General features: G+C 38.5%; 14 protein-coding genes. 6 read left to right on the top strand and 8 right to left on the bottom strand.

Annotated features, from left to right (window positions below):
* Positions 1–17: 17 nt before the first annotated feature.
* From MHH64_RS00870 to MHH64_RS00880, 3 genes are all read right to left on the bottom strand, one after another.
* Complete coding sequence (locus MHH64_RS00870; protein ID WP_095310574.1) at positions 18–797, bottom strand: ABC transporter permease; 780 nt, start codon at positions 795–797, stop codon at positions 18–20.
* On the bottom strand, positions 790–1,707 hold the full coding sequence (locus MHH64_RS00875) for an ATP-binding cassette domain-containing protein (RefSeq protein WP_303446946.1): 918 nt from the start codon (positions 1,705–1,707) through the stop codon (positions 790–792). Before MHH64_RS00875 ends, MHH64_RS00870 begins: the two co-directional genes overlap by 8 nt.
* Positions 1,708–1,860: 153 nt before the next feature.
* Positions 1,861–3,330: a hypothetical protein gene (locus MHH64_RS00880; protein WP_340002496.1), complete on the bottom strand. Its 1,470-nt coding sequence runs from the start codon at positions 3,328–3,330 to the stop codon at positions 1,861–1,863.
* 253 nt (positions 3,331–3,583) lie between these two features.
* Between MHH64_RS00880 and MHH64_RS00885 the strand changes: the two genes are divergently transcribed.
* Positions 3,584–3,994: a GNAT family N-acetyltransferase gene (locus tag MHH64_RS00885; RefSeq protein WP_340002497.1), complete on the top strand. Its 411-nt coding sequence runs from the start codon at positions 3,584–3,586 to the stop codon at positions 3,992–3,994.
* Between the two features lie 180 nt (positions 3,995–4,174).
* Here the strand turns inward: MHH64_RS00885 and MHH64_RS00890 are convergent, their stop codons facing one another.
* From MHH64_RS00890 to MHH64_RS00900, 3 genes are read right to left on the bottom strand one after another with little or no spacing between them, the layout of a single operon-like run.
* Complete coding sequence (locus MHH64_RS00890) at positions 4,175–4,462, bottom strand: hypothetical protein (RefSeq protein WP_095310567.1); 288 nt, start codon at positions 4,460–4,462, stop codon at positions 4,175–4,177.
* A gap of 31 nt (positions 4,463–4,493) precedes the next feature.
* Entirely contained in the window at positions 4,494–4,904 is a 411-nt protein-coding gene (locus tag MHH64_RS00895) for a Spx/MgsR family RNA polymerase-binding regulatory protein (protein WP_095310565.1), read from the bottom strand.
* 59 nt (positions 4,905–4,963) lie between these two features.
* On the bottom strand, positions 4,964–5,578 hold the full coding sequence (locus tag MHH64_RS00900; RefSeq protein WP_095310562.1) for a TetR/AcrR family transcriptional regulator: 615 nt from the start codon (positions 5,576–5,578) through the stop codon (positions 4,964–4,966).
* A gap of 419 nt (positions 5,579–5,997) precedes the next feature.
* On the opposite strand from MHH64_RS00900, the gene MHH64_RS00905 reads away from it, so the two are divergent.
* Genes MHH64_RS00905 through MHH64_RS00920 form a run of 4 tightly spaced genes read left to right on the top strand, consistent with a single transcriptional unit; the run spans position 5,998 to position 9,784 of the window.
* Positions 5,998–7,107 carry an ABC transporter ATP-binding protein gene (locus MHH64_RS00905; protein ID WP_095310559.1) on the top strand — a complete coding sequence of 370 codons (1,110 nt, stop codon included), beginning with the start codon at positions 5,998–6,000 and terminating at the stop codon, positions 7,105–7,107.
* Complete coding sequence (locus MHH64_RS00910; protein ID WP_340002498.1) at positions 7,097–7,900, top strand: ABC transporter permease; 804 nt, start codon at positions 7,097–7,099, stop codon at positions 7,898–7,900. The genes MHH64_RS00905 and MHH64_RS00910 overlap by 11 nt, the downstream gene beginning before the upstream one ends.
* A gap of 1 nt (position 7,901) precedes the next feature.
* Positions 7,902–8,711 (top strand): ABC transporter permease, encoded by an 810-nt coding sequence (locus MHH64_RS00915; protein ID WP_095310555.1) that lies wholly within the window; start codon positions 7,902–7,904, stop codon positions 8,709–8,711.
* The gene (locus MHH64_RS00920; protein WP_340002499.1) at positions 8,708–9,784 is read left to right on the top strand and encodes an ABC transporter substrate-binding protein; all 1,077 of its coding nucleotides are present in this window, start codon (positions 8,708–8,710) and stop codon (positions 9,782–9,784) included. The genes MHH64_RS00915 and MHH64_RS00920 overlap by 4 nt, the downstream gene beginning before the upstream one ends.
* 326 nt (positions 9,785–10,110) lie before the next feature.
* On the opposite strand, the gene htpG is transcribed toward MHH64_RS00920, so the two are convergent.
* On the bottom strand, positions 10,111–11,988 hold the full coding sequence (htpG, locus tag MHH64_RS00925; protein ID WP_340002500.1) for a molecular chaperone HtpG: 1,878 nt from the start codon (positions 11,986–11,988) through the stop codon (positions 10,111–10,113).
* A 153-nt stretch (positions 11,989–12,141) separates the two neighbouring features.
* Between htpG and MHH64_RS00930 the strand changes: the two genes are divergently transcribed.
* Positions 12,142–12,855, top strand: coding sequence for an NAD-dependent protein deacylase (locus tag MHH64_RS00930; RefSeq protein ID WP_340002501.1), 714 nt, complete (start codon positions 12,142–12,144; stop codon positions 12,853–12,855).
* A gap of 63 nt (positions 12,856–12,918) precedes the next feature.
* Here MHH64_RS00930 and MHH64_RS00935 read toward each other — a convergent pair whose 3' ends face one another.
* On the bottom strand, positions 12,919–13,533 hold the full coding sequence (locus MHH64_RS00935) for a YpjP family protein (RefSeq protein WP_340002502.1): 615 nt from the start codon (positions 13,531–13,533) through the stop codon (positions 12,919–12,921).
* Positions 13,534–13,697 lie beyond the last annotated feature (164 nt).

Consider the following 13,697-nt stretch of genomic DNA (forward strand, 5'->3'; position numbering starts at 1 on the left):
TATCTCGTGATATAGTTTCACTTTATGTCAGTTCGTTTAAACAGAAGGATTCCTAATCCTGATGATAACACAATGGTAATAATACTCACTACAATCATCCTTGGGATCTCGGCGATATCTGCCGGGCTCACAAAATAAAAGTAGAATAAAAATGTCTCTGTAAACCAGAATGTGACATGACCAAAGTTTTCTGTGTGCTGAAAAATTTCTGGGAGAAATCCAGTGGCAATCGTGTAAAGAAAACTCCACACAATCGAGATGCTACTATTTTTTGTTAGAAAGCTGATCAGGACATAAATCGATACATTCGCCAAAATTAATAGATAAAGCACACTAAAGGATTGAATGGCATAACGAATATAATTCGTAATTCCATCAACCTCACCAAAGCCAAATACAACTGTATAGCTAGCTATTCCAAGCATTGTCATTCCAAGTACACCAACAAAGGCAAAAATTGCTGCTGCGAGGAATTTTGATACATAATAATGTACGCGACTTCGTCCTAAGGACAGTGTATTACGAATCGTTCCATTCTGAAATTCTTCCCCGATAAATAAGCTAATAAACACAATTAGCACCAATAAAATCGTAAATCCATTCTTTTTCATCATTAGGATTCCTGTCGCTCCATTAATGACTGTATCAATCACCTGAACGAGCTCTGTCCCATGGTGAACGGTTAGCTGGCTATTTATTACTTGTATAATAGGAAGAATAAATAAGATAGCTAAGGCGATCCATAATTTTTTGCTCCGACGCATTTTTATTTTTTCAGCTGTTAAAAGATTAAACATTCTTTGTTCCTCCAGTTAATTGCAAGAAATAATCTTCTAGTTTTTGTCTTGTTGTTCCAATTCTGGAAACTCTCACATTCTCTAAAACCAATGCACGATTGATTGCAGCAGCCTCGTCCAAGCGCTCATAAATATGAATTTCGATTCCATTGATCACTTCATAGTCTTGGATTCCCATTTCATCAAGTACAACGACTGCTTTTTCCACTTCTGTTGTTTCTACTTCAATGTATTGCCGTGCAACCCGTGCTAGATCTTCCTTGGATAGTTCATTTATAATTTTCCCCTCATGTAAAATACCGTAATGTGTAGCAATTTGGGAAAGCTCATCCAGCAAATGACTCGAAAGCAATACTGTAATTCCACGTTCTGTCACCAATCGTTGAATCATATCTCGCATTTCGACAATACCAGATGGGTCTAAGCCATTTGTCGGTTCGTCCAAGATTAAGAATTCGGGATTAGTTATTAATGTCGACGCAATTGCTAAACGTTGCCTCATCCCTAGCGAAAAGTGCTTTGTTTTCTTTTTCCCTGTATGCTCCAAGTTCATTAGACGAAGTAAATCAGCAATCTCTCGTTCACCGACGCCACCATTTGCCGCTTGCACCTGCAGATTCTCTCGAGCTGACAAATCAGGGTATAGTGCTGGCATTTCAATCGATTGCCCCATCTTCCTTCTCGCATGCTGTAATCCTTTCGTACTCGTTTCACCAAACAGCTCGATGTCTCCACCGTCAATCGCAATTAATCCCATCACAGCACGCATGAAAGTGGATTTCCCTGCACCATTTTCACCGATTAATCCATAGATCATTCCACGTTTGATTTTAATCGATACATTATCAAGGACCTTGTGTTTACCATATATTTTTGAGATATTTGCCGCTTTAAGAATAATTTCTGCCACACATAATCTTCCTTTCCATGTTGATACATTTAGAATAAGCTGCAAGTATAAAGAATAAGTCCAGAAAAGTATAAAGAAAGTGTAAAGAATAATTTTCTAAAGGTTTACAAAAACAGGGGCTGTATATGCAATGGCATATACCAGCCCCTGTTTCTATTTGCTCTTCTCTTTCTGCTTCTGGCTTTCGTACAGCAAAAAGTTCGAGTGGATTTGGTCACAATCCGTTAGCTGACTAAGAATATAGCTATACGTCTCCTCTATTTTCTCCGATAAATAATTAGTACGTTCGAATAAAACACTCCGAAAATCGCCCATTTGCCTGACAACCTTTTCCGTTAATGCCTCCTGACTTTCCATCCGTTTCTCTATTTGCTTCGTCGACTCGCCTTGCGCAGATAGCTGCTCTGACAGCTGTTCTTGATAGTCGGTTTGTTTATCCACTTTCAATGCCAGCTTCCCATTTGCCTTCGCAATTTTTTTCACCAAATCTTCCTGACTTTCCATGCGCTCCTCTATCTTTTTATTCGACTCATCTTGAGCAGATAATTGTTCTGACAACTGCTGTTGAAAATCAGTTTGCTTATCTACTTTTAAGGTTAGCTGCCCATTTGCCTTTGCAAGCTTTTTAGTCAATGCTTCCTGATTTCCCATTAGCTCCTCTACCTTTTTGTTCGACTCGACTTGAGCGGATAGTTGTTCTGCCAATTGTTCTTGGATATCGGTTTGTTTATCTACTTTTAAGGTTAGCTGTTCATTTGACTCCGCAACCTTTTCGGTCATTGTTTTCTGATTTTCCAGTTGCTTCTCTATTTGCTTCATTGACGTTCCATGAGCAGATAATTGTTTGGACAGCTGAGCTTGGTAATTGGATTGTTTATCTGCTTTCAATGATAGCTCTTCATTTGCCTTTTTCGTCCACGCCTCTTGATTTACGATGCGCTTCTCTATCTGCTTTGTCAACTCGCCTTGAGCAGATAGTTGTTCAGTTAATTGATTTTGAAAATTGGATTGTTTATCAATTTTCGATGATAGTTGTTCATTTGCCCTGGCAATTTTTTCGGACAATGCTTGCTGTTTTTTCAAACCGCTATCCATCCTCTTAGTCGACTCATCTTGAACAGATAGCTGCTTTGACAATTGATCTTGGAAATTAGCTTGATTATCGATTTTCGATGATAGTTGTTCATTTGCCTTGGCAACCGTTTCAAGCTGATTAGCAATTTCTTCATAGGAGGAATTAATCTGGTTCCATTGTTCTCTTACTTCTTGTTCGGATAATTGATCTGCTTCGATTAGTTCGCGTAGTTTCATATTGTCTTTTTCCAACTGCTTCAAATAGCTTACAACCTGTTTTTCCATCTGTTCATGATGCGCATTAAAATGCCGTAACTCCTGTAGTTGCGCTTCTATTTGCGTCCATTTATTTTCACTCTCATCATACTGCTGTTCATACATTGTTTTAATTCCAAGAAGTGTACGAGCAAGCTTCCCGTTGATTCGTTGCTGCTCCTTTACCATTTCCGATACATGATTTTGTACGAAAAGTGTTTGGTTTTGTCCTTGGAGTTTGTCACGGCCTTTATACATGTTCTTATGGTTTCTATCATTAATGTATAGTCCCATTCATTTACACCCCTTATTTATTCCTGTATTAGTCTATGCACAAATGCCCTGTTAGGAACTAGTAAGTTAAAAGCGTAGTGATGAGCCGATCAAACCAACAACTAGTGGTGCAGGGAATAGGAAACGGAACAATTTCATCCTTCGATGATTGCTAATCGCCCGCTAAAAGAGATAAAATCAAGTTATAAGGAACCACAGTAGGTGGAATTCTTGCCATACCACTAATATTCTCATTACGACTTTGGAGGTTATCATGAAAATCTACATTACAAAAATAGAGAAGGAAAATGCATGGGAGATAAGACATAAAGTCATGTGGCCAGATAAGCCCTTTGACTTCATTCAATTAGATGATGATGATACAGGTATCCATTTAGGTCTTTTTAAGAACAACAAACTTACTTCTGTGATTTCACTTTTTATAAAAAATGGAGAATGCCAATTTCGTAAATTTGCTACAATTCAACGGGAACAAGGTAATGGACACGGAAGTGCATTGTTATCCTACGTTCTCGAGGAGGCAAAGCATTTCGGAATTAAGAAGATTTGGTGTAATGCAAGAAAGGATAAGGTAGCTTTTTATAAAAAATTTGGATTACAAGAAACGGAAAACCATTTCTTAAAAGAAGGTAAAGCTTACGTAATAATGGAAGAATATGTTTAAGTAAAAAAACAACTATTCATCTTTTAGAACAGCTGTTTTTTTGTGTATTAGATTTTTAAAGGTAGGTATTTATTGAGTTGCTTGTAATTATGGAAGCAGGTAGATGTATACTTCTACTTACCAAGAACGCTTGCGGTTAACTTACTTAAAAAGAGGTGATGTTCAAAGGTGGTATATGTATTATAATGTTTTTCGAAATTCCTTGAATGCTTCGACAAAAGCTTTCGGAGAGGATTTGACGATATAAGGATATACTCCATTAATGGTATGCAAATAGAGCAACCCTCCATCATCGCCTATAAATCGATAGGAAATATCCAGCACATCATGTATCTTAAATTCCCTGTACTGTGTGACAACCCTGTCATCATACAAATACATCGTGCGTGTTTGTTCCGTATCTTTTTGTTCTAAACTATTCACTTCACGTATTACCTTACAATAGGTCTGTTTTGCAATCAAACTCACAAAAGCCACCCCTGCCCTTCATATGGAAATGTTACCCTTTTGCTAACTGAAGATGGTCCATTCTCCATTGCAACCACTGGTATTCACGGGTTTTTCTTGGTAGAAACTGACGTATATCATCCTCATGGTAGCCAACCTGTAATCGCTTATCATCCACCATGATCGGACTTCTTAATAATCGAGGGTGCTTCTGAATAAGCTCTAATAGTTCTTGTAATGGTAAAGATTCAATATCCAGATTTAAATCCTTATAAACCTTTGATCGTGTGGAAATAATTTCATCCGTGCCTTCAACTGTCATCCGTAAAATGCTTTGCAATTCATGAACAGTGAGCGGATCCTTTATCACATTTCTTTCCTTGTAATGAATCCCTTGCCTTGAAAACCATTGCTTTGCTTTCCTTGTCGACGAACATGCAGCTCCATAAATTGTAACTGTCATTTATCATACCCCATTTTCTGTAGTTTTCAGTACATGTATTCCTCGTTGTGTACGGTAAATTACTTGTATAAACCCTTTTTAAGCAAATTCATTTCAATAATGAAGTTCTCCAGGGCTTCTTCCTTGGACATATTCCGCGAATACTTTTCCACTAAATTGCGGAATGTGACCGACGTAATGATCTGAATAATATGATAGAACTCATCTTCACCAGATATATTCAAACATTCTTTATTGATGAGTGGCGTTATTTCCTTCAATCTGTTGGTATCGATTTGCTTTTCATCAAAAATCCTTGTGAATACATCCTCAATTTCATGTGTCACATTCAGTAGAGCATTCTTTAAAAAATTGTAGCCATCCTCTGTCTTCTTTTCCTCAAGCATGAGCTGGAATAGCTCTTTGAATGCTTCAAAAATATCCCCATTATACTTATTCAACGAAGCAATAAATTTATCCTGCCTTTTATTCCACTGCTCCTCCAATAAAAAATAATATGCATCCTCTTTATTCTCGAAGTATTGATAAAAACTTCCCCGCGGAATCTCTGCAGCTTTTACAATGTTTGAAATGGAGGCTTGAGACAATGGAACTCTTGAAAACTCTGCTTCGGCTGCTCTGATTAATTTGTTCCGCTTCATCTCCGGTAGATTAAAAAATGTAAGTTTAGGCATTTCCTTCCTCCATACTTCTCCCTTGTGACATCATGTCATGTTGTTCAATTTTTATTTTAAATGACACAATGTCATATGTCAATAATTTTCATGACAACGTGTCACTTTTATTTATAAATTTGTCCATTTTATGACGTTGGATTCTATCACTTAACATCCTCGTGATAGAGACGTTTTATTCAATGAAAAAAAGTAATTTCTTTTTTTTACTTTTCATGTATAATTATCTCGAATCTGAGAAAAAGTGAACAAAAACGTAAAGGCAGAAGCGCCGTTGAACCTACTGGATTCACGATAAGGCAATAAACCTTTAGACTTCTATACCCTGTTCACCTAAACGCTAATCTTGTCGATTAACAAACGTTTCAAATTCCATCAAATCAACTGCATCATGTCATTTTTATATAAAGGAGATTGCTATGACGAATTCTGCTATTATTCAATTTCATAATGTTACAAAGCAATATGACCAGGATCCCCCTGTATTGGATCGAGTAAGCTTTGAGATAGAAAGAGGGAAATTTTATACATTGCTTGGTCCCTCTGGCTGCGGTAAAACAACAATACTTCGCTTGATTGCTGGTTTTACAGAAGCAACTTCAGGTGATATTTATTTTAACGGGAAAAAGATTAACCATATTCCAGCTAACAAACGTCAAGTAAATACCGTGTTTCAGGATTACGCCCTTTTTCCTCATTTAAATGTTTTTGAAAATGTCGCTTTTGGACTGCGTATTAAAAAAATGAAAAAATCGGAAATTGCAGCCAAAGTAAAAGAAGCTTTAAGCTTCGTGAACCTTTCCGGTTATGAGGACCGGGAAATTAAAGAGATGTCTGGCGGTCAGCGCCAACGTGTTGCAATCGCCCGGGCTATTGTCAATGAACCAGAGGTTATTCTGCTTGATGAGCCGTTGTCTGCACTCGACTTAAAGCTTCGTTATCAAATGCAGTACGAATTGCGTGAGCTGCAGCGCCGCCTTGGGATTACGTTTATTTTTGTCACACATGACCAGGAAGAAGCGCTTGCCATGTCTGATGAAATCTTTGTTATTAATAAAGGAAGAATTCAGCAAAGTGGTACACCTAACGATATTTATGATGAACCAATCAATCGATTTGTTGCCGACTTTATTGGAGAGTCCAATATCGTAAAAGCAACCATGATTGAAGACTTCCTTGTCTCATTCGGTGGCGGGAATTTCGAATGTGTTGACCAAGGAATGAACCCTAATGAGCCGGTTGAAGTCGTGATTCGTCCAGAGGATTTACAGATTACATCGTTTGAAGATGGCATGCTGCAAATCGAGGTACACTCACAACTTTTCCGCGGGGTGCATTATGAAATCACCGGACTTGACCAAGAAGGCAATGAATGGCTTGTCCAATCAACGAAAAAGGCAACAGTTGGGGATAAAATCGGGCTTCAATTTGAGCCAGAGGCTATTCACGTCATGCGCTTTAACGAAACGGAAGAAGACTTTGACCGCCGTTTAGATTCGTATTCGGAGGGGGAAGCTGATGGAAAATAAAGGCACGCGCAATTTGTATATGATCCCGTATGCACTCTGGATCATTTTGTTTGTTATTGCACCAATTTTTCTTGTTTTGTATTATTCCTTTTTTGATATTGAAGGTAATTTTTCACTAGTGAATTATAAAAATTTCTTTACCCCTGTTTATTTACAGATGACGTTAAGCTCGTTTTGGTATGCGTTTCTTATTACGGCTATCTCCTTATTGGTAGCTTATCCGACAGCATATTTACTTACGCGAACAAAGCATAAACAGCTTTGGTTATTATTAATCATAGTCCCGTCATGGATTAACCTATTGTTAAAAGCCTATGCATTTATTGGGATATTCGGAGCCTATGGTGCAGCCAATAATTTTCTGGAATGGGTTGGTATTGGCTCAAGACAGCTATTGTTTACCGATTTCAGTTTTGTATTTGTTTCAGTATATATTTTCATTCCATTTATGATTTTGCCGATTTTTAATGCATTGGATAACTTAAATCCGAGTTTGCTATATGCAGCAAAGGATTTAGGGGCTTCTGGATGGACAACATTCCGTAGAGTAATCTTCCCGTTAACGATTGACGGGGTGAAGTCAGGCATCCAAGTTGTATTCATTCCGGCTCTATCCCTATTTATGCTGACACGATTGATTGCAGGAAACCGTGTGATCACTCTAGGCACAGCAATCGAACAGCACTTTCTGGTTACACAGGATTGGGGAATGGGTTCAACCATTGCCGTATTTTTAATCCTCATTATGTTCCTTTTTATGGGCTTAACAGGATTTAGAAAGCGAGGTGTGTAATATGGAGAGAAAATCATCCTTTGCCTCGAATATCTTTTTGGTTATTATCTTTTTCATCCTATATGCACCGATCTTCTATTTGATTTTTTATTCGTTCAATAGTGGCGGTACAATGAGTGGGTTTGAAGGCTTTACATTGGATTGGTATAAAGAATTGCTTCATGATACGAGGCTGCTTATTATTGTTTTAAATACATTAGTAATCGCATTATTATCTGCATTGATTTCCACTGTGATTGGGGTTTTGGGAGCAATTGGCATTCACGCATATAAAAGACGACAAACGAAAAATACGTTGCTTGCATTGAATAATATTTTGGTTGTCAGCCCTGATGTTATTATCGGTGCTTCCTTCCTTATTTTATTTACGATGGCAGGAATTCAGCTAGGCTTTTACTCCGTGCTGCTGTCCCATATTGCATTCAGCATTCCGATTGTTGTACTGCTCGTTCTGCCTAAACTTATGGAAATGAGTCCAACACTAATTGATGCTGCACGTGATCTCGGGGCAAGTCAATGGAATGTGTTAACGAAGGTGATTCTGCCGTATATTGCACCGGGCATCTTTGCCGGATTCTTTATGGCATTAACGTATTCATTGGATGACTTTGCAGTTACATTTTTCGTAACAGGAAATGGGTTCACAACGCTTTCTGTTGAGATTTACTCGTTAGCACGAAGAGGGATTTCCTTGAACATCAATGCGCTTTCAACGATTTTATTTGTTGTAACCATTGTGCTTGTTGTTGTGTATTACTACTTAACACAACGTAGTGGCAGTGGTGCGAAAGGAGTTGACTTTAGAAGATGAAAAATCTTTTCAGAGCATTCCTTGTTATTGTAATTGTTTCTATCGTCCTGATCGTGATGATTAATCGTTTAAATGCTTCCCAAGGATTTTCTGGTGGCAATACGTTGACTGTGTACAACTGGGGTGATTATATTGATGAAGAATTGATTAGTCGCTTTCAGGAGGAAACAGGAATCACGATTATTTATGAAACATTTGATTCCAATGAAGCGATGATGACGAAAATCCAGCAAGGCGGAACATCCTATGATGTTGCTGTCCCTTCGGAATATATGGTTGAAAAAATGGTCGAGGAAGATCTGCTGCTCGAGCTTGATCATTCGCTGTTGCCGAACATGCAGCATTTAGATGAACGATTTTTGGATTTAGCATTTGACCCTGGAAATCGTTATTCTCTCCCTTACTTCTGGGGAACAGTTGGAATTGTTTTTAATCCAACATTACTACCAGCAGGAACAGAGATCACCAGCTGGAATGATTTATGGAATCCGGAATTCGATAATCAAATTTTGCTGATTGATGGTGCCCGGGAAATCATGGGTATGGGGCTAAACAGCCTAGGCTATTCATTGAACGATACCGAACCTGCGCATTTGCAGGAAGCATTAGACAAACTAAAAGAACTTACGCCAAATGTAAAAGCAATTGTTGGTGATGAAAACAAGCTACTCATGCAAAACGAGGAGGCAGCTATTGCTGTCGGCTGGTCTGGTGATGCAGCTGATATTATGTGGGAAAACGAGGATATTGATTACGTCGTTCCCGAGGAAGGCTCGAACCTCTGGTTTGATAATTTCGTAATTCCGAAGACAGCCCGTAACGTCGAAGCAGCGCATCAATTTATTAACTTTATGATGGACCCGGAAGTAGCGGCGCAAAACACAGAATATGTCAGCTACTCTACGCCGAATAAAGAGGCATTGAATTACATGCCGGAAGATATGGTGGAGGATGAACGATTCTATCCAGCACCAGATTTAACAGAACGTCTCGAGGTTTATGAGAATCTAGGACAGCAGAATCTAGCTTATTATAATGAATTGTTTTTGCAGTTTAAAATGTATCGGAAGTAGATTTAATTAGATGACGCCAGGGGATAGTCCTTGGCGTTTTTTTTGTTTGGTGCGTTAGTGGCGCGGGATGGTGTCTTAGTTTTGAATTTGGTGCTTTAGTGGTGCGGGATGGTGTCTTAATTTGGCGGTTGGTGCTTTAACGGAGCGGGATGGTGTCTTAGTTTTGAATTTGGTGCTTTAGAGGCGCGGGATGGTGTCTTAATTTGGCGGTTTGGTGCTTTAGAGGCGCGGGATGGTGTCTTAGCTTCGAGTTTCGTGCGGACGAGTTTCATTTCTTAGCAAATATACAAACAAGGCCCCTGCATCATGCAGGGACCTTGTTTGTATCACACCATTACTTTACAAATATCATTCGTAAATTCAACTGGGTCGTTAATTGGCAGTCCTTCGATGAGGAGTGCTTGATTGTAAAGGAGGTTTGTATATAAATTCAATTTTTCTTTATCTTGGTCCTGTGCTTTTTTCAGCGCTTGGAAAATATCATGATTTACATTGATCTCTAGCACTTTTTCAGCCTTGATGTTTTGGTCATCTGGCATTGCATTAATTATTTTTTCCATTTCAATCGAGATTTCCCCATCTGCTGTTAATACGACAGGATGTGATTTTAATCGTTTTGATGCGCGCACTTCTTTTACTTTGCCCGATAAAATTTCTTTCATCGATGCGAACAGATCTTTATTTTCTTCCTGTGCTTCTTCAGTTGCATCCTTTTGATCATCCTCAATACCTAAATCACCACTAGATACAGACTTGAATTCTTTCTCTTTATAGTTCATTAGCATGCGGATGGCAAATTCATCGATTTCATCGGTAAAGAATAATATTTCATAGCCTTTATCTGCCACAAGTTCAGTTTGTGGAAGCTTTTCAATCCGCTCATTGGATTCGCCAGTTGCATAGTAAATATATTTTTGTTCCTCTGGCATGCGTGAAACGTACTCTTCTAATGTGACGAGCTTCTTCTCTTTTGAAGAATAGAACAATAATAGATCCTGTAACAAGTCTTTATTCTGACCAAAGTCACTATATACACCATATTTCAGCTGTTGACCGAATGATTTATAGAACTTCTCATATTTCTCGCGATCATCTCGTAAAATACTTTGTAATTGTGTTTTGATTTTTTTATTCATGTTTTTCGCGATCAGCTTCAGCTGGCGATCATGCTGGAGCATCTCTCTGGAAATGTTCAATGATAGATCTTCGGAGTCTACCATTCCCTTCACAAAGCTAAAATAGTCTGGGAGCAGATCAGCGCATTTATCCATGATCAATACGCCATTGGAATAGAGCTCAAGTCCTTTTTCAAATTCCCTCGTATAATAGTTATGTGGTGCGTTTTCTGGAATGTACAGAATCGCATTATAACGAATCGTTCCATCGACATTAATGTGAATATGCTTTAATGGTTTGTCATAGCCGTAATGCTTTTCATTGTAAAAATTCTCATAGTCTTCGTCAGTGAGTTCACTTTTGTTCTTTTTCCAAATTGGAACCATCGTATTGATTGTTTGTTCGTGGGTTACATCTTCATACTCGTCCTCTGATCCTTCTTTTAACTTACTTTCTGTGATATCCATTTTGATTGGATAGCGGATAAAGTCGGAGTACTTTTTGATGATTTGTTTCAAGCGATATTCTTCTAGAAACTCATCATAGTTCTCTTCTTCTCCATTCTCTTTAATTTCTAAAATGATTTCGGTACCAACCTGTGCTTTTTCTGCAGGGGTAATGGTGTAGCCATCAGGACCTGTTGATTCCCATTTAAATGCCTCATCACTTTCAATGGACTTACTGATCACCGTTACTTTATCAGCTACCATAAATGCCGCATAGAAACCAACACCAAACTGACCGATAATATCATGGCCATCTTTGATTTCATTTTCTGTTTTAAATGTATGGGAACCACTTTTTGCAATGACACCAAGGTTGTCCTCTAGCTCTTCCTTCGTCATCCCAATCCCTGTATCTGTAATTTTTAATGTACGTGTATCTTTATTTGGATCTACTTTTATGTAGTAGCTATCTTTATTAAACGAAAGTGAATCGTCTGTCAGTGCTTTGTAATAGATTTTGTCAATGGCGTCACTCGCATTGGAAATAAGTTCTCTTAAGAAGACCTCACGCTGTGAATAAATGGAGTTGATAACCATATCTAATAGTTTCTTCGATTCTGCTTTAAATGCTACCTTGCTCATACTATTCATCTCCTTTTTTCAGTCAGTTTTTTAGCACTCTATGACATGGAGTGCTAATCCCTAATCATTTAATAACACATCCCTTTTTTGATGTCAATTATAATAGCTGTTGTATAATGGAACTATCTAGAATGAACCGAAGGGGGTAATTTCATGTTGAAAGAATGGTTGCGTGATGCAAGCTATTCTGTTGTCTTCACGGGTGCCGGGATGTCAACAGAAAGCGGACTGCCAGACTTCCGCTCAGCAAACCAAGGACTTTGGCAGAAAAAGGATCCTAGTAAAATTGCTAGTACGGATGCGTTAAATAATAATGTACATGAATTTATTGCATTTTATCGTGAACGCGTACTTGGTGTGAAGGAGTATCATCCACATAAAGGCCATCTGATTCTAGCGGATTGGGAAAAGCGCGGCGTTATCCAATCGATTATCACCCAAAATGTCGATGGTTTTCATCAACTTGCAGGCAGTAAACGGGTTGCTGAGCTTCACGGTACATTGCAAAAACTGCACTGCCAATCCTGCGGGAAAGTATACGACAGTAAAGAATATATTAAAAAGGAATATCACTGTTCCTGTGGCGGAATTCTTCGCCCTTCTATCGTCTTGTTTGGTGAAACATTACCATCAGATGCTTTTCAAATGGCTTTAGAAGAAGCGGAACGGGCAGATCTATTTATTGTGCTAGGTTCCTCGTTAAGCGTTACACCCGCGAATCAATTTCCCCTTATTGCAAAGGAAAGCGGAGCTAAATTGGTGATTGTGAATCAGGAGAGAACCGAGCTTGATTATGCTGCAGATGAAGTTATTCGTGATTGGAAGATTGGGGAGTTGTTAGTGGAGTTCGATGGGGGAGCTCGATAAAAAAATATAAGCTGCTTTTTCATTGTTAGATTGTCTCTAACAATGAGAAAGCAGCTCACGAATCTATGCCATCCACCTCGGTGGTGTATTTTTATCCCAATAGATTTCGCCAATATCGTGATGCTCCTTAAATCCATCGCTGCTGACATGATAATGGAAATTGAAATAATGTCCTTCTAGCGGACGGTTATCCCGGCGCACATGGAACTTTGCAATATCTTGCCCTCTTTTTTCATCATATACATTAAAAATTCGTTCTCCATAGCCTTCAGCGGGGTTTTCTGTAATTGCAAAATAGGCGTAATTATCTGCTCCAGATTCGTCTAAAATAGAAGCTAAAACTGCTTCGATGTTTGGTAAAATGATGTCTGTGAACTCCGTCTCTACCTGGCTTGCAATTCTAGAGCCGAATTTGATAAGCGCTTGTTCCTTGGCCTGCTCAGTTAACTCTTTCACGGCTTGTTCTTTCGGATTCGCCTCTATAGGCAAGGGTAACGTATAATCAATTTCTTCTCGTAATTCCGTTACGGGACCAGAATGGTTGTTTATATCTGCTCCAGAGGAAAATGCGTCTTCATTTTCATCCGCATCAATCTCTAAAAGAGCTGTCGGACTGTACATTCCTAATGTGAAGATGGTTACGAAGACAACTGCTAATTTTCTCATCCAAAATTTCATCGATTTTCACCTTCTTATGTAACTTCCTATGTTAATTTTAACACGTTATTTGGACAAGTCTATCGTATTTTTTATTTTTACTAAAATTTTACACAATTACTTTTACATTTATGTACCTGCTACTATTAGAATGGAAGTACCCTGCCAAATCGGGCACATAATGC

It is taken from the genome of Oceanobacillus sp. FSL K6-0127 (genome assembly GCF_037983385.1).
Lineage (GTDB): Bacteria > Bacillota > Bacilli > Bacillales > Amphibacillaceae > Oceanobacillus > Oceanobacillus profundus.

What these genes read in the sequence shown, in the direction of transcription:
- MHH64_RS00895 (WP_095310565.1), bottom strand. Translation starts at nt 4,904, where the DNA reads ATGACAGTTACAATTTATGGAGCTGCATGTTCGTCGACAAGGAAAGCA.
- MHH64_RS00935 (WP_340002502.1), bottom strand. Translation starts at nt 13,533, where the DNA reads ATGAAATTTTGGATGAGAAAATTAGCAGTTGTCTTCGTAACCATCTTC.
- MHH64_RS00900 (WP_095310562.1), bottom strand. Translation starts at nt 5,578, where the DNA reads ATGCCTAAACTTACATTTTTTAATCTACCGGAGATGAAGCGGAACAAA.
- MHH64_RS00920 (WP_340002499.1), top strand. Translation starts at nt 8,708, where the DNA reads ATGAAAAATCTTTTCAGAGCATTCCTTGTTATTGTAATTGTTTCTATC.
- MHH64_RS00910 (WP_340002498.1), top strand. Translation starts at nt 7,097, where the DNA reads ATGGAAAATAAAGGCACGCGCAATTTGTATATGATCCCGTATGCACTC.
- htpG (WP_340002500.1), bottom strand. Translation starts at nt 11,988, where the DNA reads ATGAGCAAGGTAGCATTTAAAGCAGAATCGAAGAAACTATTAGATATG.
- MHH64_RS00885 (WP_340002497.1), top strand. Translation starts at nt 3,584, where the DNA reads ATGAAAATCTACATTACAAAAATAGAGAAGGAAAATGCATGGGAGATA.
- MHH64_RS00915 (WP_095310555.1), top strand. Translation starts at nt 7,902, where the DNA reads ATGGAGAGAAAATCATCCTTTGCCTCGAATATCTTTTTGGTTATTATC.
- MHH64_RS00905 (WP_095310559.1), top strand. Translation starts at nt 5,998, where the DNA reads ATGACGAATTCTGCTATTATTCAATTTCATAATGTTACAAAGCAATAT.
- MHH64_RS00870 (WP_095310574.1), bottom strand. Translation starts at nt 797, where the DNA reads ATGTTTAATCTTTTAACAGCTGAAAAAATAAAAATGCGTCGGAGCAAA.
- MHH64_RS00880 (WP_340002496.1), bottom strand. Translation starts at nt 3,330, where the DNA reads ATGGGACTATACATTAATGATAGAAACCATAAGAACATGTATAAAGGC.
- MHH64_RS00930 (WP_340002501.1), top strand. Translation starts at nt 12,142, where the DNA reads ATGTTGAAAGAATGGTTGCGTGATGCAAGCTATTCTGTTGTCTTCACG.